This window comes from Marinobacter lutaoensis (genome assembly GCF_001981305.1).
GTDB lineage: Bacteria > Pseudomonadota > Gammaproteobacteria > Pseudomonadales > Oleiphilaceae > Marinobacter > Marinobacter lutaoensis.
Genome location: NZ_MSCW01000001.1, coordinates 99,199 through 115,440 on the forward strand (window position 1 = coordinate 99,199; position 16,242 = coordinate 115,440).

17 protein-coding genes are annotated in these 16,242 nt (G+C 64.0%); 5 read left to right on the forward strand and 12 right to left on the reverse strand.

The annotated features are described in order from the left end of the window. Window positions 1-10: 10 nt before the first annotated feature. Together BTO32_RS00435 and BTO32_RS00440 are read left to right on the forward strand one after the other, a co-directional pair. Window positions 11-3,763 (forward strand): YhdP family phospholipid transporter, encoded by a 3,753-nt coding sequence (locus BTO32_RS00435; RefSeq protein ID WP_076722478.1) that lies wholly within the window; start codon window positions 11-13, stop codon window positions 3,761-3,763. A 4-nt stretch (window positions 3,764-3,767) separates the two neighbouring features. Continuing rightward, a complete protein-coding gene (locus BTO32_RS00440) occupies window positions 3,768-4,607 on the forward strand; it encodes a carbon-nitrogen hydrolase family protein (protein ID WP_076722479.1) in 840 nt (279 codons plus the stop codon). Between the two features lie 9 nt (window positions 4,608-4,616). Here BTO32_RS00440 and yjgA read toward each other — a convergent pair whose 3' ends face one another. The 12 genes from yjgA to BTO32_RS00500 all read right to left on the reverse strand — a co-directional run bounded on the left by yjgA (window position 4,617) and on the right by BTO32_RS00500 (window position 13,959). After that, on the reverse strand, window positions 4,617-5,138 hold the full coding sequence (gene yjgA, locus BTO32_RS00445; protein ID WP_076722480.1) for a ribosome biogenesis factor YjgA: 522 nt from the start codon (window positions 5,136-5,138) through the stop codon (window positions 4,617-4,619). Between the two features lie 7 nt (window positions 5,139-5,145). Beyond that, window positions 5,146-6,507, reverse strand: a complete 1,362-nt coding sequence (gene mgtE / locus BTO32_RS00450) for a magnesium transporter (RefSeq protein WP_076722481.1) — start codon at window positions 6,505-6,507, stop codon at window positions 5,146-5,148. A gap of 83 nt (window positions 6,508-6,590) precedes the next feature. After that, entirely contained in the window at window positions 6,591-6,860 is a 270-nt protein-coding gene (locus BTO32_RS00455) for an HPr family phosphocarrier protein (protein ID WP_076722482.1), read from the reverse strand. 15 nt (window positions 6,861-6,875) lie between these two features. Next, entirely contained in the window at window positions 6,876-7,757 is an 882-nt protein-coding gene (gene rapZ, locus BTO32_RS00460; RefSeq protein ID WP_076722483.1) for an RNase adapter RapZ, read from the reverse strand. Window positions 7,758-7,783: 26 nt separating this feature from the next. Continuing rightward, window positions 7,784-8,254: a PTS IIA-like nitrogen regulatory protein PtsN gene (gene ptsN / locus BTO32_RS00465; protein WP_076722484.1), complete on the reverse strand. Its 471-nt coding sequence runs from the start codon at window positions 8,252-8,254 to the stop codon at window positions 7,784-7,786. Between the two features lie 83 nt (window positions 8,255-8,337). Then, on the reverse strand, window positions 8,338-8,646 hold the full coding sequence (gene hpf / locus BTO32_RS00470; RefSeq protein WP_076722485.1) for a ribosome hibernation promoting factor: 309 nt from the start codon (window positions 8,644-8,646) through the stop codon (window positions 8,338-8,340). Between the two features lie 16 nt (window positions 8,647-8,662). After that, on the reverse strand, window positions 8,663-10,177 hold the full coding sequence (locus BTO32_RS00475; RefSeq protein ID WP_076722961.1) for an RNA polymerase factor sigma-54: 1,515 nt from the start codon (window positions 10,175-10,177) through the stop codon (window positions 8,663-8,665). A gap of 392 nt (window positions 10,178-10,569) precedes the next feature. Then, the gene (lptB, locus tag BTO32_RS00480) at window positions 10,570-11,295 is read right to left on the reverse strand and encodes an LPS export ABC transporter ATP-binding protein (protein WP_076722486.1); all 726 of its coding nucleotides are present in this window, start codon (window positions 11,293-11,295) and stop codon (window positions 10,570-10,572) included. Continuing rightward, a complete protein-coding gene (gene lptA / locus BTO32_RS00485) occupies window positions 11,273-11,830 on the reverse strand; it encodes a lipopolysaccharide transport periplasmic protein LptA (protein WP_076722487.1) in 558 nt (185 codons plus the stop codon). Before lptA ends, lptB begins: the two co-directional genes overlap by 23 nt. After that, complete coding sequence (lptC, locus tag BTO32_RS00490; protein ID WP_245820229.1) at window positions 11,814-12,419, reverse strand: LPS export ABC transporter periplasmic protein LptC; 606 nt, start codon at window positions 12,417-12,419, stop codon at window positions 11,814-11,816. Before lptC ends, lptA begins: the two co-directional genes overlap by 17 nt. Then, complete coding sequence (locus tag BTO32_RS00495; RefSeq protein ID WP_076722488.1) at window positions 12,416-12,979, reverse strand: KdsC family phosphatase; 564 nt, start codon at window positions 12,977-12,979, stop codon at window positions 12,416-12,418. Before BTO32_RS00495 ends, lptC begins: the two co-directional genes overlap by 4 nt. Continuing rightward, on the reverse strand, window positions 12,979-13,959 hold the full coding sequence (locus tag BTO32_RS00500) for a KpsF/GutQ family sugar-phosphate isomerase (protein WP_076722489.1): 981 nt from the start codon (window positions 13,957-13,959) through the stop codon (window positions 12,979-12,981). The genes BTO32_RS00495 and BTO32_RS00500 overlap by 1 nt, the downstream gene beginning before the upstream one ends. A 205-nt stretch (window positions 13,960-14,164) precedes the next feature. Between BTO32_RS00500 and BTO32_RS00505 the strand changes: the two genes are divergently transcribed. The 3 genes from BTO32_RS00505 to mlaD are packed head-to-tail and all read left to right on the forward strand — an operon-like array spanning window position 14,165 to window position 16,228. After that, a complete protein-coding gene (locus BTO32_RS00505; protein ID WP_076722490.1) occupies window positions 14,165-14,974 on the forward strand; it encodes an ABC transporter ATP-binding protein in 810 nt (269 codons plus the stop codon). Further along, window positions 14,974-15,756, forward strand: coding sequence for a lipid asymmetry maintenance ABC transporter permease subunit MlaE (mlaE, locus tag BTO32_RS00510; protein ID WP_076722491.1), 783 nt, complete (start codon window positions 14,974-14,976; stop codon window positions 15,754-15,756). Before BTO32_RS00505 ends, mlaE begins: the two co-directional genes overlap by 1 nt. 22 nt (window positions 15,757-15,778) lie before the next feature. Continuing rightward, window positions 15,779-16,228, forward strand: coding sequence for an outer membrane lipid asymmetry maintenance protein MlaD (mlaD, locus tag BTO32_RS00515; protein WP_076722492.1), 450 nt, complete (start codon window positions 15,779-15,781; stop codon window positions 16,226-16,228). Window positions 16,229-16,242: the final 14 nt, after the last annotated feature.

A 16,242-nucleotide genomic window follows, 5' to 3' on the forward strand; every position in this document is an offset into this window, starting at 1 on the left:
AGGTGCGTTCATGTCGTCCTCGAATCCGGGGCCTCCGCTGCCGGGGCCGCCACCTGAAACCCCGCCGATCCGGTGGGCGGCCAGACTGGCGGGCCTGGTATGGTGGTTGCTGTTCGCCGGTCTGCTGGTGCTGGCACTGTATGCCGGGATCGGCCGCCAGCTGACCCAGAATATCGACAGTTTCCGACAGGATCTGGCCGACGAATTGTCTGCCCGGATGGGGCGTCAGGTCGACATCGACGCTCTGGATGCGCGCTGGAACTGGCTGGACCCGACCCTGCTGGCCCACGACATCCGCGTGATGACCGCCGATGGTGACGCGGTGGCCGCGCACCTCCAGCACTTGCGTGTCCGCCTTGATTTCCTGTCCTCCCTACTGCGGTTCCGGCTGGTCTTCGCCGAGTTCGAGGCGGATGGTCTGGACCTGACCCTGCGCCAGAGCCCGAACGGCGACTTGCGGCTGCCGGGGCCGGTGCTGTCCGCTCCGGCCAGGGGTGAGCTGCAGACCTGGCTGGATCTGGCCGGCAAGTGGCTGTCCGAGCCCTTCGTCCGGATTACCCGGGTCAGCCTGCAACTTCAAGATGGCGAAGACAACCCGCGCTATCTGGACATCCCCCAGCTCGACCTGGTGTATCGCCGAGGCCTGTTCCGGGCATCGGGCCGGGCCATGCGGGCGGGAACCACCGAACAGCTGGCGAGTTTTGCCCTGGTTGGCCAACACTTCTTCCGCGGCGACTTCACCGGCCAGCTCTATCTGGATGTGGATTCCGGCCGCCTGTTCGATGGCCTCATCGACGATTACCGCTGGCGGGAACTGAGGATCGAGGGGGTTGACCTGGGGGGTGAGGCCTGGCTGACGTTCCGGAGCGGGCACCTGGAACAGGTCAACGGCACGCTCCGCACGCCCTACCTGCAACTGGGGGTGGCGAATACCTCGCTGGCGCCGCTGGAGGATATCCAGGCGCGGTTTGGCTGGCGCCGGCGCGGGGGGGACGAGGCTGAGACGCTGGCCCAGACCCTGGCCCGGGGCGAACTGCACGTGCAAAGCCTGCAGTGGACCTGGGACGGGGACACGGTCCCCGCGTTCAGTCTTCGGGTCCGGCCCCGGGGTGATGGCTTCGACCTGGTGGCTGACACGCTGCCCCTGGCGCCCGTACGCCGGCTGCTGGTGGCGGTGGCACCATTGCCGGAACGGCTGGCGCGAGCCTTGACCAATTACCGTCCGTCCGGCTTTCTCGATCACCTGCACCTGGTTCTGCCCGGGGCGGCGGACGCCGGCCGCTTTGCCTTGCTGGGGCAGTTGCGGGACGTGTCGATTCAGGCCCACGATGGCGCTCCGGGGGCCTCCGGTCTGGCAGGCACGTTGTACATGGATGCCCGCTCCGGGTTTGTGCGGCTGACACCGGGCGCGGTGACCCTCGGGTTTCCGGAGCTGTTCCGGGCGGACTGGGCCTTTGCCGAGATGCGGGGTACCGTGGCATGGCAGCTGGAAGGCGCCATCACCCGAGTGTACGCCGACGACCTGCAGATGCGCTACGGCGAGGCCACCGAGCTGACCGGAGCCTTCGACCTGCGCATGGACCGGGAGGGGGAGGACAACCTCGGCTTGCGCATTGGGGTCCGCGATGGCAACGCCGGCCTGCTGGCCGACTTCGTTCCGCAGAAAGCGGTGAATCCGGAACTGTATCACTGGCTGACCACCGCCATTCCTTCGGCCAGGATTGAGGAAGGCGTGTTCTACGGCCACGGCCAGATCGACGGTTCCGCGCCACACGGAGCCTTTGTCTCTTCCATGTGGTATCGCTTCAGCGAGGCCACCGTGCGTTATGACGAGCGCTGGCCGGAATTGACTCAGGCCAGCGGCCGCGTCGATATCCACAACGGCCGGACCGAGATCCAGCTGGCGTCGGGACAGGTGGGGGGGATCGACCTGTCACCGAGTCGGGTGCGGGTGTTGCCCGGCACGCCAACCAGGGTCCAGGTCACCGCCAAGGCCCGGGTACCGGGCGAAGCGATTCCGTTCTGGCTGGCCAACAGCCCCCTCGGTGCGATGGCGGGAGCCTCTGCCAGGAACCTCAGGTACGAGGGACAGTACACTCTGGATCTGGACCTGGATCTGCCCCTGGCCGAGGCGGGGACGCCGTCGGTGCGTGCCACGGTGGCGGTGGACGGTGCCACCGTGACCTACCCCGAGGCCGGGTTGTCCTGGACCTCGGTCACCGGCCAGCTGACCTACGACACCCGGCAGGGCTTCTCGGGCGGGCCGTTGCAGGCCCGCTTCTTCGAGCAACCGGTTGCGATCGACTTTGCGGTGGGACCGGAGGACCACGGCTTGGTCCTGCGGCAGAACGGCCGCCTGGCGTTTCCGGACACTTTCCGCCGGCTTGGCTTGGAGGGGGGAACCACCTTCGGCGTGGGAGGGCGTCTTGACTACGTGGCCGAGCTGACCGTAAGCACCGATAGCACATCCCGAATCCGTGTCCAATCACCCTTGCGCGGCCTGGTGCTGGACTGGCCGGAACCGTTGGGCAAGGCCGCGCCGGAGGACGCTCCCCTGGAGGCTTTCGTCGATCCGTCGGCGGAGGGCGGCGTGGCGGTATCGGGGCGGTGGACTGACCGCGCGGACTTTGAACTGTTATGGAAGGACAGCGGCTTCGAGCTGACGATGAAAGACCTGCACATCGGAGAACACATTCTCCGGGATATTCAACTCGACGCCCTGCGCCTGTCGGACCGGTGGGTGGTCCGGACCCGCTCGGAACGGGCGGTCGGGCAGCTGGTTCTGCCGAGTGACGGATCGCCGGTGAAGGCGGATTTCGAACAGGTACATCTGGTTCGCGGCGCTGCCGAGACCCCGGCGGACCCGGCATCGTCGCCGGAACTGCTGAGCCTGGAGGAGCAACTGGACGCATTCAAGGCACTGGACATGGGCAGCTGGCCGGATGTCGACGTCACCATTGCCGACCTCCGCCTCGACCAGGGTGAGCTTGGCCGCTGGTCGTTCCAGCTGCGGCCGGAGCCCTATCGCCTGAAGGTCAATGGCATCGAGGGCCGGCTGAACTCCCTGACGCTGCTGGGAGATATGACCTGGAGCATCATCTCCGACCGGGAAACCACCCGTTTCGCCGGTTCCGTGTCCGGCGGCGCCCTGAAGGATCTCAATCAGCTGTTTGGCGTCGAAATGCCCCTGACCAACAAGAAGACCCAGGTCGAGCTCGACGTGGATTGGCCGGGCCGCCCCGATGAGTTCTCCATGCGCCGGTTGAGCGGAAGCATCAGCGTGCGCCTGGACGATGGCATCATCCTGGAGCAGAACAACACCGCGCAGCTGTTCCGGATCTTCAACCTGCTCAATGCCGACACCATCTGGCGCCGTCTCAAGCTGGATTTTTCCGACCTGTATGAACGGGGCGTGGCGTTCGACGCCATTTCCGGCAAGGCTCGTATCGTCGACGGCTTGGTCACTCTGGACCCGGAACTGCAGGTGGTGGGGCCCTCGGGGGCCTTTAAGCTCAGTGGCACCACCGATCTGTCGGAGGAGCGGCTGGACATGCGTTTGGTGGTGGTATTGCCGCTGACCCAGAACCTGCCGCTGGCGGCGTTGCTGATGGGGGCCGGAGCCCCCATCGGCGGGGCCCTGTTTGTGCTGGATAAAGTCCTGGGCGACCCATTGAGCAAACTCACCAGCGCCACCTATAGTGTGACAGGGACTTGGGACAATCCCGAGGTGGAACTGCGTCGGGTTTTCGATACCGGAGGATAAGGCAATGAGCACACCCACATCGGCATCTGTCGCGGCAATTCAGATGGTCAGTACCCGTGACTTGGCCGCCAACCTGCGGGACGCTGCCCGGCTGCTGTCCGAAGCGGCGGCGCAGGGCGCCCGAGTGGCGGTGCTGCCGGAGAATTTCGCCGTGCTGTCCACATCCGACATGCTTGCCTGCGGCCGGACCGAGGCGGGGGACGCTCCGGTCATCCGTCGGTTCCTGTCCGACCGGGCCCGCGCGCTGGGACTCTGGATCGTCGGTGGTTCCCTGCCGCTGGCGGCCCGTCCCGACGGCAGCGACATCGAGGATCGGGTTCGGGCCAGCTGCCTGGTGTTCGACGACCAGGGCCGGGAGGTGGGTCGGTACGACAAGATCCACCTGTTTGATGCCCGGGTGGACGACGCCCATGGCCATTACCGGGAGTCGGACACCTTTGAACCCGGCGATCAGGTGGTGACCCTGGACACCCCCGTCGGTCGCCTGGGGCTGGCGATCTGCTATGACCTGCGTTTCCCCGAGCTGTTTCGGGCGTTGCGGGCCCAAGGTGCCGAGTGGGTGTGTTTGCCCAGCGCCTTCACCTGGCAGACCGGTGATGCCCACTGGCATGCGCTGATCCGCGCCCGGGCCATCGAGAACCAGATCTGGGTGGTGGCTGCGGGCCAGGGCGGGCAGAACAGCGAACGGCGCCGAACCTACGGCCACACCCTGATCTGCGACCCCTGGGGCAAGGTGGTGGCGGAGCAGGCGGAAGGGCCCGGCGTCGTGGTGGCCGGGCTGGACCGTGAGCGGCTGGCCCAGGTACGGACGAACATGCCGGTGTGGGACCACCGGCGGCTCTAGGGACGGGATTCACTCAACGGTGTCGATGCACTCGCGGAGGTAGCGGAACAGCTTACGTGCCTGCCCGGTGTTCTTCTGCTTCTCGGCGTCCTTACGGGCGTTGCGGGTCAGGTTCCTCAGGTGCTGAATGTCCGCCGACGGGCAATAGTCGATGAACTCGGCCACCGCCGGGTCGCCTTCGGTGACCAGACGTTCCCGCCAGCGTTCCGCCAGATGGTGGCGCCGGGTGTGTTCGGCGCTGCCGGCATCGAACGCATCCAGGCCGCGTTCGATGGCCTCTGGATCTTCCTCACTCCGCAGCACCTTGCCGATGTAGTGCAGATGCCGCCGGCGCGCCTCGTGTTTCCGGATGCGCCGGGATTCGACCACGGCTGCCCGCAGCCGGTCGCTGATGGGCAGGCTGTCGAGCTGCTCGTCGCTCAGGTCCAGCATGCGCCTGCCCACCTCCTGCAGAGCCAGCATCTCCCGCTTGAGCTGGGATTTACTGGGGCCGAGGTCGTCCTGGTACTCGTCGTCTTGATAGTCGGTCATGGTTCGATCAGGAATAGAAGAGGGTGGCGAGACCGAGGAAGGCCATGAAGCCCACCACATCGGTCACGGTCGTCAGAATCACACTGCCCGCGAGGGCCGGGTCGATGTTGCGGGATTTCAGGAACAGAGGCAACACCGTGCCCACCAGGGCGGCGGCCACCAGGTTGATGACCAGGGCCGCGGCGATAATGGCGCCGATCATCAGGTCCTGGAACCACAGCGCGGCCGCGCTGGCGACCACCGCGGCCCAGAAGATCCCATTCAGGGCGCCCACCAGGAACTCCCGGTTCAGCAGCCAGCCGACGTTGGCTCCGCTGATCTGCCCGACCGCCATGCCCCGGATCACCAGGGTCAGGGTCTGGCTGCCGGCAATGCCGCCCATGCTGGCGACGATCGGCATCAGCACCGCCAGGGCCACCACCTGGGCGATGGTGTCCTCGAACAGGCCAATGACGGCGGACGCGGTAAACGCGGTCAGCAGGTTGATGCCCAGCCAGACCGCGCGCCGCCGGGTGGTTTTCCAGACCGGGGCAAAGGTGTCCTCGTCCTCGTCCAGACCGGCCATGCTCATCAGGGAGTGGTCGGCATCCTCGCGGATGACATCGACCACGTCGTCGATGGTGATCCGGCCGAGCAACTTGCCCTCGTGGTTGACCACCGGCGCTGAAATCAGGTCGTAGCGCTCGAACAATGTGGCGACCTTGGTGTCCGGCAGGTCCACCGGAATGGGTTCGATGTTGGTGTCCATGACCTCGCGGACGGTGGCGGCGGGGTTGGAAACCAGCATCTTGGTGATCGGCAGCATGCCGATGAACTCGTCGCGGCGGCTGACCACAATCAGGCTGTCGGTCATGGGGGGGAGGGTACGGTGCCGCCGCAGGTAGCGCAGGACCACGTCGATGCTGATGTCGGGACGGACGGTGATGGTGTCCGTGTTCATCAGGCCGCCGGCAGTGTCCTCCGGATAGGAGAGCACTTCCTCGACCCGTTGGCGGTCCTGTTCGTCCATGGTGTCCAGGACTTCCTGGATCACCGCGTCCGGCAGTTGCTGCAGCAGGTCGGCGAGGTCGTCCGACTCGAAATCTTCGATGATGTCCGCCAGTTCCTGAGCGTTCAGCTGGCTCAGGAAGTAGCCCCGGATGTCATCGCTCAGGTATTGCAGAACCTCGCCTTCGAGGTCCTTTTCCACCAAGTTCCAGAGCAGGGCCCGCTGGCGGGGGGGAGAGGATTCCAGCAGGTGAGCAATATCACTGGGACTCAGGCCGCCGTTAAGAATACGGGCGACCTGCTTGAGCGCACCGCTGTCGAGCGCTTCGCTCAGCGACCGCAGCCGCTGCCGGGCCTGGCTTTTTTCCAGAATATCGGTCATGAATCACCTGCTTGCTGAAAACGCCTGTATTATAGCGGAGTTAGGTGACACAGGTGAGAAAGCGTCGTAGGTGATTCCCGGCGTTACTCGCCTTCTCCGAAATAATCGTCAATCAGTTCCACCAGCGCCGCGATGGCCTGCTCCTCGTCCGGGCCCTCGGCGATCAGTTCCACGTCCGTGCCCTGGCTGGCTGCCAGCATCATCACCTGCATGATGTTCTTGGCGTCCACTTCCCGCCCGTTCCGGGCGATTTTTACGACACTGTCATACTGGGATGCGGTGGCCACCAGCTTGGCACTGGCCCTGGCGTGCAGGCCCAGTTTGTTGATGATGGTAATCGGGCGACGGATCATGGGGTGTCAATCTCTTCACTCTTCGCGGGTGCGCAGGTGAGGCAGTTCGGTGTGCCGGACCTGGACGTTGTTGTAGTTTTTCCGGAAGTGGCGACCCAGTTGTTCGCAGACATAGACCGACCGGTGCTGGCCGCCGGTGCAACCGATGGAAATGGTCATGTAGGTACGGTTGCTGGCAGCGAAGCCCGGCAGCCACGTTTCCAGAAATCGGGTCAGATCCTCCACCATGGCGCGGGTGGCCGGCTCCCGTTCCAGGAAGTCGATGACCGGCTGGTCGGTGCCGTTGTACTGGCGCAGGCTGTTGTCCCAGAAGGGGTTGGGCAGGCAGCGGACGTCGAAGACATAGTCCGAGTCCAGGGGCACGCCGTGTTTGAACCCGAACGACTGAAACAGCAGGGCCAGTTCCTGGTCCTTGCGCCCGACCACCCGCTGCTTGACCTGGTCGCGCAGCTCATACATCGACATGCCGGTGGTGTTGATGTAGAGGTCGGCCAGCTTGGACAGGGGTTCCAGCAGGGCCTTTTCGGTTTGGATGGCTTCCCGCAGCGACACCTTGTCGTTGCTCAGGGGGTGCTTGCGGCGGGTGGCGTGGAACCGCTGCAGCAGCGACTGTTCGTCGGCGTCCAGAAAGATGATCTCGATGGTCACCCCGGTGGCTTGCAGGCGGCTGTGGATGTCCTCGAAATTGGCCAGCTCTCCGGACAGGTTGCGGGCGTCAATGCTGACCGCCATCCGGTGCAGCCGCCCAGGCTTCTCCTGGGCCGCCGCTTCCTGGGTCAGGGGAAACAGCAGGCCGATCGGCAGGTTGTCGATGCAGTAGTAGCCGAGGTCCTCGAGCACGTGCAGCGCGGTACTCTTGCCGGAGCCGGATCGGCCACTGACAATGATCAGCTTCATGCCCTGTTTCCTCCCCTTGGGCCGGGTTATTCGCTGCTGGCGGTCATGCGCTGGTAGAGTGTCCTGGCACTGTCGCAGTCCCTCAGCTGGTCGCAGAACGAGCGCTCGTTGAACTTTTCCGCCAGCTGGCTCAGTAGCTCCAGGTGTTCGCTGGTGGCTTCTTTGGGAACGATCAGGGCAAACACCAGGTCGACGGGCTGGTTGTCGATGGCATCGAACTCAATGCTCTCGACCAGCGTCATCAGCACGCCCACGACGTGCTCCAGTCCTTCCAGCCGGCAGTGGGGAATCGCGATTCCCTGGCCGATGCCGGTGCTTCCCAGTCGCTCGCGGGCGATCAGGTTGTTGAAGATCTGAGTTTCGCTCAGGGAGTTGTCGTACTGGTGGATCTGTTCAGCGATGAACTCCAGAACCCGTTTCTTGCTGGAAGCCGGTACCCGACAAAGGGTCAGCTCCGGTACAAGGATGTTGTCTATGGTCAGAGATGTGTCGCTCATGGATCGACTGTACTTCCGTAAAAAAAAGGCTGCGACACCCGGGTGTCGCAGCGCCATTGGACATCAGGCCGGGAACGCGGCGTTCAGCGTTGGCCGTTTCCGTGCATCCGGTCTACGTTTTTTTCCTTGTGCTTGAGCACCTGACGATCGAGTTTGTCCACCAGGGCATCGATCGCCGCATACATGTCTTCGTTTTCCGCCTTTGCGTGGATTTCTCCGCCACTCACGTGCAGGGTTCCCTCGGCAATGTTGCGCACCTTGTCGACTTCCAGGGTCACCTGGCAGTTGGAGATGTGGTCGAAGTGGCGCTCCAGTTTGTCGAACTTCTCGGTGACATAGTCCTTCAGGGAGGGGGTCAGTTCTACGTGATGGCCGGAAATGTTGAGTTGCATAGGCGTCTCCTTGTTGTTACACCAGTCGTTTTCGTTCGTTGGAAGGCGGAATGTGCATCGCCTCCCGGTACTTGGCCACGGTGCGTCTTGCCACCTTGATGCCCTGTTCTCCTAGCATGGCCGCAATTTTACTGTCACTCAATGGCTTTTTGGGAGTTTCTGCGGCGATGAGTTTCTTGATCATCGCCCGGATGGCTGTCGAGGAGCACTCGCCGCCTTCTTCCGTACTGACGTGGCTGGAGAAGAAATATTTCAGCTCGAAGATGCCCCGGGGGGTGTGCATGTACTTCTGGGTGGTAACCCGGGAAATGGTGGATTCGTGCATGTCCACGGCCTGGGCGATGTCCGATAGGATCAGCGGTTTCATCGCTTCCTCACCATGATCCAGGAACGCCTGTTGGTACTCCACGATCCGGGTTGCCACTTTGAGCAGGGTCTCGTTCCGGCTCTGGAGGCTCTTGATGAACCACTTGGCTTCCTGCAGCTGGTCCCGAAGATAGGTGTTGTCCGCGCTGCTGTCCGCCCGCCGGATCAGGGACGCGTAACTGGCGTTGACGCGAAGACGGGGCGCGATTTCCGGGTTCAGCTCGACCCGCCAGCGCCCGTTGTGCTTGCGCACGATGACGTCGGGAATGACGTATTCCGGCTCGGACCGGTCGATCACGTCGCCCGGGCGGGGATTGAGACCGGTGATCAGGGCCAGGACCTGCTTGAGCTGATCCTCCTTGAGCCGGCTCCGACGCAGCAGCTGCGCGTAGTCACGGTTGCCGAGCAGGTTGATGTAGTGAGTGATCACCAGGCGCGCCTGGGCCAGCCAGGGGGTATCCGGTGGCAACTGGTTGAGCTGGATCAGCAGGCATTCCTGAAGGTCCCGGGCGAACACACCGGGCGGATCGAAATGCTGCAGCCGATGTAAAACCGCCTCGACCTCGTCCAGTTCCAGCGGGTCCTCCTCCGCCTCGTCCACCAGGCCGGCGTGAATTTCCTCCAGGGACGAGGTGAGGTACCCCCGGTCGTCCACCGCATCCAGCAGGGCGTGGGCGATGACCCGGTCCCGCTCGCTCATGGGCGTCAGGTTCAGCTGCCATTCCAGGTGGTCGCGGAGGGTTTCGGTGGGGGAATTCCGGGTCTCGAAGTCCTGATCGTTGTCGTCATCGGACCGGGCCGCCGGTGCGGGGGCGGACTGATAGATATCGTCCCAGGCGGTGTCGACCGGGAGTTCGTCGGGAATGGTGTCCTGACTGTCGTTGTTGGTGCTCCACTCCAGACCGGTCTCGCCGTCGTCCCAGTCATCCTCCGGGCCCCCGTCGGTGGCTTCTCCTGAGGCCTCATCCCGGTCCCGGGCGTCGGCCTCTGTCTCCGGGAGTTGCTCGTCGTCCTCGGAGGTTTCGAGCATGGGGTTGGATTCCAGAGCCTGCTGGATCTCCTGTTGGAGGTCCAGGGTAGAGAGCTGGAGAAGCCGGATCGCCTGTTGCAGCTGGGGCGTCATAGTCAGGCTTTGACCCAGCTTTAACTGTAGGGAGGCTTTCATCACCATGATTCAGAATCCGTCACTCATCAGCGCTCTATATCATTGGCATGTATGGGAAAATTTTTTCTGTTCCCGGACTTTTCGGCAGAACAAGCAAGTTCTTTGCCGAGTTTACTTGCTCCGGCTCGGCAACACAATCGGGCCGCTGATCAGGCTTCGAGCAGGAAAGCGACGAAGAATCCACCGACAGCACGTTCTGACTTCGATTAAGGCCTCGCCCTTGCCCTGTGTCCCCCTGTTGTCTTGCGCGGCAACATGGGGACGGATCACCCTGGATTTCCAGCAACCCCGGTTATTGCCATTCGAATCGCTCGCTTTGGCCTCAGGAAGGGGCATTTTGCTTGGGGAAAAAAGGGGGGCATTTCAGCCTTGGGTTGACATCGGAGCGCCGATCAGAGCCGGAATTCGTCCCCCAGATAGACTTCCTTAACCTGCTGATTGGCCAAAATTTCATCGGCGCTGCCGGAGGCGATGATGTGACCGCCTGAGACGATGTAGGCGTTTTCGCAGATGTCCAGGGTTTCCCGAACGTTGTGGTCGGTGATGAGGACTCCGATGCCTTTGTCCCGCAGGTGGCGGACAATGTGCTTGATGTCGGTGACGGAAATGGGGTCGACCCCGGCAAAGGGTTCGTCCAGCAGGATGAAAGCCGGCTCCATGGCCAGCGCGCGGGCAATCTCGACCCGCCGCCGCTCGCCGCCGGAGAGGGCCATGCCCAGGCTGTCCCGGATGTGGGTGATGTGAAACTCTTCCAGCAGCTCCTGCAGCTTGGCTTCCCGCTCGGCCCGGCTGAGGCCCTTGCGGGTCTCCAGGATGGCCAGGATGTTGTCGCGCACGGTCAGTTTGCGGAAGACCGAGGCTTCCTGGGGTAGATAGCCGATGCCCTTGCGAGCCCGGCCGTGCATGGGCAGAGGGGTGATGTCATGGCCGTCGATGGTGATGCGGCCATGATCGGCGGGCACCAGGCCCACGATCATGTAAAAGCAGGTGGTTTTGCCGGCACCGTTGGGGCCCAGCAGGCCGACGATCTCGCCGCTGCGGATTTCCAGGGAGACGTCGAGCACCACCTTTTTCTGTTTGTAGCTTTTCGCCAGGTTACTGGCCCTGAGTACTGCCATCGGACTCTTGCTCTTGCCTTGTCGTGCGCGGCTGGATGACCATTTCCACCCGGCCGTTGCCGGCGCCGGTGCCTTGTCCGCCGTCCGCGGTGACGACCCGCCGCGCGGTGTCGTAATGGATGGTGTCGCCACGGAACAGGTTGCCATTCTGCTCGATCACGGCGTCTCCTTCAAAGGTGAGCTGCCGGTCTTGCGCCGACCAGGTGATGGTGTGGGCGCGGGCGTCGGTTTCGCCGGCGCCGTCTTCGGTGGGCTGGCGGTAGTGCGCCGGGGACCCGGTGGCCTCAATACGGCTGAGTCCCTCGCTGTCGCGGTGAATCACCACTCGGTCGGCGGTCAGGCGGGTCTGGCCCTGGGTCAGCTCGACCTCGCCGGTGTAGGTGGCCACGCCCTGGGCATCGTCCAGCCGGGCGTTGCCGGCGCTGACGGTGATGGGCACGTCCGAATCCAGGTCGAAGGCCAGGGCCGGAACGCCGGGCAGGGCGGCCAGCACGGCCAGCAGCAGCCTGGCCGTGTGCTTACGGGGTTGTGTCATAACGTCCTTCCACGTGGGCGTTCAGTTCCAGAATGCGTTGGTCGATCCAGGCCTTCATGCCGGTTGCCCGGGTCGTGCCATAGCGGTCGCTGATCTCCACCGGCGCGTCGGTGTAGGCGACGCCTTGATCGCTGTCCAGGGTCAGCTCCGAGGTGGTCAGTCGGGTGTCCTGGCCGGCGGCTGTCCGCGTCACCCGGACATCGCCGGTGAGGTACAGCAGCCGTTCGTTCTGCAGCAGGCTGCCATGGTCGGCGGCAACGGTCCAGGGGGTGTTGCCCTCGTCGCCGTACACGTGGGCCAGGGGACTGTCCATGGTGGCGACGTTGCCCGCCTCAAACTGTTCGATGCGGGGGCTGGTGAACTCAATGTGCAGATTGCCCTGGGCGTCGTAGGCGCGGTAATGGCCATCAACGACGAAACCGTCCGGCTCGGCCGGACCGCGCAATTCGTCCGGTGTTGCCGAAGGTGCCGGCGGGTCGTCACTGCGCCAGAGCAGGAAGACGGTCGCGCCGATCAGGACCACCAGCGCCAGCGTCCGCACCCACGGACGTTCGCTCAGGTCGATCAGGGACGCAACCGGCGGTTTCACTCGGACGGCTCCAGATAGGGGGCGAGGGTGGTGGCCAGCTGGCCCTGGGCAGCCAGGATCAGGTCACAGGCCTCCCTGACCGCGCCGCGGCCTCCGGCCACGGTGGTGCAGTAGTCAGCCTGTTCGCGCACCAGCCAGTAGCCGTTGGGAACGGTGATGCCGAGGCCGGCGAACCGGATCGCCGGCAGGTCAGGCAGGTCGTCGCCCATGTAGGCAATGGCGTCCTGGGCAAGGCCCAGGCGGGCGGCTAATTCGAGCAGGGCCACCTTTTTGTCTTCACGGCCCTGGACCAGGTGCGTGATACCCAAGTCGGTCATGCGCTTTTCGGTCAGCGGCGACCGGCGGCCGGTGATCACCGCCACGGTAATGCCCGCGGCCATCAGCTGCTTCAGGCCCAGCCCGTCGAGGATATTGAAGCCTTTGAGCTCGTCACCGGAGGCGCTGAACAACAGAGTGCCGTCGCTCATGATGCCATCGACGTCGAAGGCGGCCAGGCGAACCCGTGCCGCCTTCGCCAGCAGCGGTGCCGGCCAGTGGGATTGGAGGGGATGTTCCAGCATCAGATGACCCCCGCTCTGAGCAGGTCGTGCATGTTGATGGCGCCCACCAAGTCGCCGGCCGGGTTGGTCACCGGCAGGGCGTTGATTTTCAGCGCGTCCATTATATTGAGGGCCTCGGCGGCCAGGTGGTCCGCGCCGATGGTCTTGCCGTTACGCGTCATCACCGCATCGATGATGGTGTTGTGGATGTCCACCGCCTTGTCGAGGGTGCGGCGCAGGTCGCCGTCGGTGAAGACACCAACCAGGCGGCCGTCGGCGTCCACCACGGTGGTCATGCCCAGGCCCTTGCGGGAGATCTCGATCAGCGCTTCGCTCAGCGGTGTGCCTTCCCGGACTTTGGGGATCTGGTCGCCGGTGTGCATGATGTCGGAGACTTTCAGCAGCAGACGGCGGCCAAGGCTGCCACCGGGGTGGGAAAAGGCGAAGTCCTCGGCGCTGAAGCCCCGCGCTTCAAGCAGGGCCACGGCCAGGGCGTCGCCCATCACCAGGGTGGCGGTCGTGCTGGCGGTGGGCGCCAGACCGAGCGGACAGGCTTCCTCGGCCACCCGCACGTCCAGATTGGCCACCGCCTCGCGGGCCAGGATCGAGTCGGGGTTGCCCGTCATGCTGATCAACGGTGCCCCCATGCGCTTGATCAGCGGGAGGATGGTGACCACTTCGCTGGTGCTGCCGCTGTTGGATATGGCAATGACCACGTCCTGACTGGTGATCATGCCCAGATCGCCGTGACTCGCCTCGCCGGGGTGAACGAAAAAGGCCGGCGTGCCGGTACTGGCCAGGGTGGCGGCGATCTTGTTGCCAATGTGGCCGGATTTGCCCATGCCGGTGACCACCACGCGGCCCTGGCAGGCCATGATGGTCTCGCAGGCGCGGGTGAACTGTTCGTCGATTCGTTCTTCGAGGGCCTCGATGGCCGAGCGTTCAATTCGGATCGCGCGCAAGGCGGATGCTCGGAAGTCGTGACGGGGCGTGTCGGTCATGTGTCTTGCCTAGCATTCGGGTAAAGGGTTCGGGGGTTTGAAGGCGCGGATTATACCACCTCCCGTGGGCGGGTCGGAGCGGTTGCGGAGGCAATTACGGAAAGTTCAGGAAAATTATAGGTGACCATCCGGACATTTTGCCGTGGATACGTTGAGCTTGGCCGTCGCATGGCATAATGTAGCCGCTCCCCGAAAGAGGCAGATTATGGGTTCAGACGCATACATTTCGCTGAAAGACGTGGTGTTTTCCCGCTCCGGACGCCGGATTTTCGACGGCATCAGCCTGGACATTCCCAGGGGGAAGGTCACGGCGGTCATGGGCCCCAGCGGCACCGGCAAGACAACGCTGCTGCGCCTGATCGGTGGCCAGCTGAAGCCGGATTCTGGCAGCATCCGGGTGGCCGGGTACGAGGTCCCGACCCTGAAGCGTCGGGAGTTGTACGCGCTGCGGGAGCGGATGGGCATGTTGTTCCAGAGCGGCGCGCTGTTCACTGACCTCAGTGTCTACGAGAACGTTGCTTTCCCGCTGCGCGTGCATACCCGGTTGCCGGAGGACATGATCCGGGACATCGTCCTGATGAAACTGGAGGCGGTGGGGCTGCGCGGTGCCCGCGACCTGATGCCCTCGGAGCTGTCCGGCGGTATGACCCGGCGGGTGGCGCTGGCCAGAAGCATCGCCCTGGACCCGGAGCTGATCATGTACGACGAGCCGTTCGCCGGCCAGGACCCGATCGCCATGGGCGTGCTGGTCAAGCTGATCCGGGACCTGAACCATTCCATGGGGCTGACCAGTGTGCTGGTGTCCCACGACGTGCCCGAGTCCCTCAGTATCTGCCATTACGCCTGCATCATCGCCGACGGCAAGGTGATCGGGCAGGGCACGCCGGAAGAGTTGCAGGCGCATCCGTCCGAGCAGGTGCAGCAGTTCCTGCAGGGACAGCCGGACGGCCCGGTGCCCTTCCATTACCCGGCCCGCAGCACGGCCCGGGATTTTGGTCTTGGAGGTGAGGCGTAATGCTGGATCGAATCGCCGCCCTGGGGCGGCTGACCCTCGCGGTGGTGGCGTCCCTGGGACGCTCCGGACGTTTTCTTGCCGGGGTGCTCGCCGGGGTACCCAGCCCCAGCACCGGTTTCCCGCTGCTGGTGCGGCAGATTTATGCGGTCGGTGTGCTGTCGCTGGCCATTGTGGTGGTCTCCGGTCTGTTTATCGGCATGGTGCTGGGGCTACAGGGCTACACCATCCTGACCGATTACGGGTCGGAGGCCGCCATCGGCCAGATGATCGCGCTGACACTGGTGCGCGAACTCGGGCCGGTGGTGACGGCGCTGCTGTTTGCCGGCCGGGCCGGCTCGGCGCTGACGGCGGAAATTGGTCTGATGAAGGCCACCGAACAGTTGTCCAGCATGGAGATGATGGGAGTTGACCCCCTGCGCCGGGTCATTGCTCCCAGGCTCTGGGCCGGCTTCATCGCCATGCCCGTGCTGGCCCTGATTTTCTCGGTGGTCGGTGTCTGGGGCGGCATGCTGGTAGGTGTGGACTGGCTGGGCGTCTACGAAGGATCGTTCTGGGGCAACATGCAGTCGTCCGTGGACTTCATGGACGATGTGATGAACGGTGTGATCAAGAGCGTCGTGTTCGGTTTCGTATGCGCCTGGATTGCGGTCTACCAGGGCTACGACTGCGTGCCGACCTCTGCCGGGATCAGCTCGGCCACCACCAAGACGGTGGTCTATTCCTCACTGGCCGTTCTGGGGCTGGATTTTGTACTCACCGCCGTAATGTTCGGCGATTTCTGAGAAAGATCAACGGGAGCCGTGCATGGCACAGAGAACCATTGAAATCATTGTCGGCCTGTTCATGATTGCCGGTCTGGCGGCGCTGCTGTTCCTGGCGCTCCAGGTCAGCGGCCTGTCGCCCAAGGCGGCGGAGGAAACCTACACCCTGTATGCCAACTTCAACGACACCGGTGGCTTGCGTCCCCGGGGGCGGGTGTCCATGGCGGGGGTCACCATCGGTACCATCGACTCGATCACCCTGGACAAGGATACCTTCCAGGCGCGGGTGGCCATGTCCATCCATGCCAGCGTCGACAACATTCCCGCCGACAGCGCCGCAGTAATACGTACATCCGGCCTGCTCGGAGAACAGTACATTGATATATCCGTGGGTGGCGACCTGGAGTCGCTGAAAGACGGTGACACGTTTTACTCCACCCAGTCGGCCATGAACCTGGAGCGGCTGATCGGCAATTTCGCGTCCGGTCGTTGATGCCGCTTGGTAAA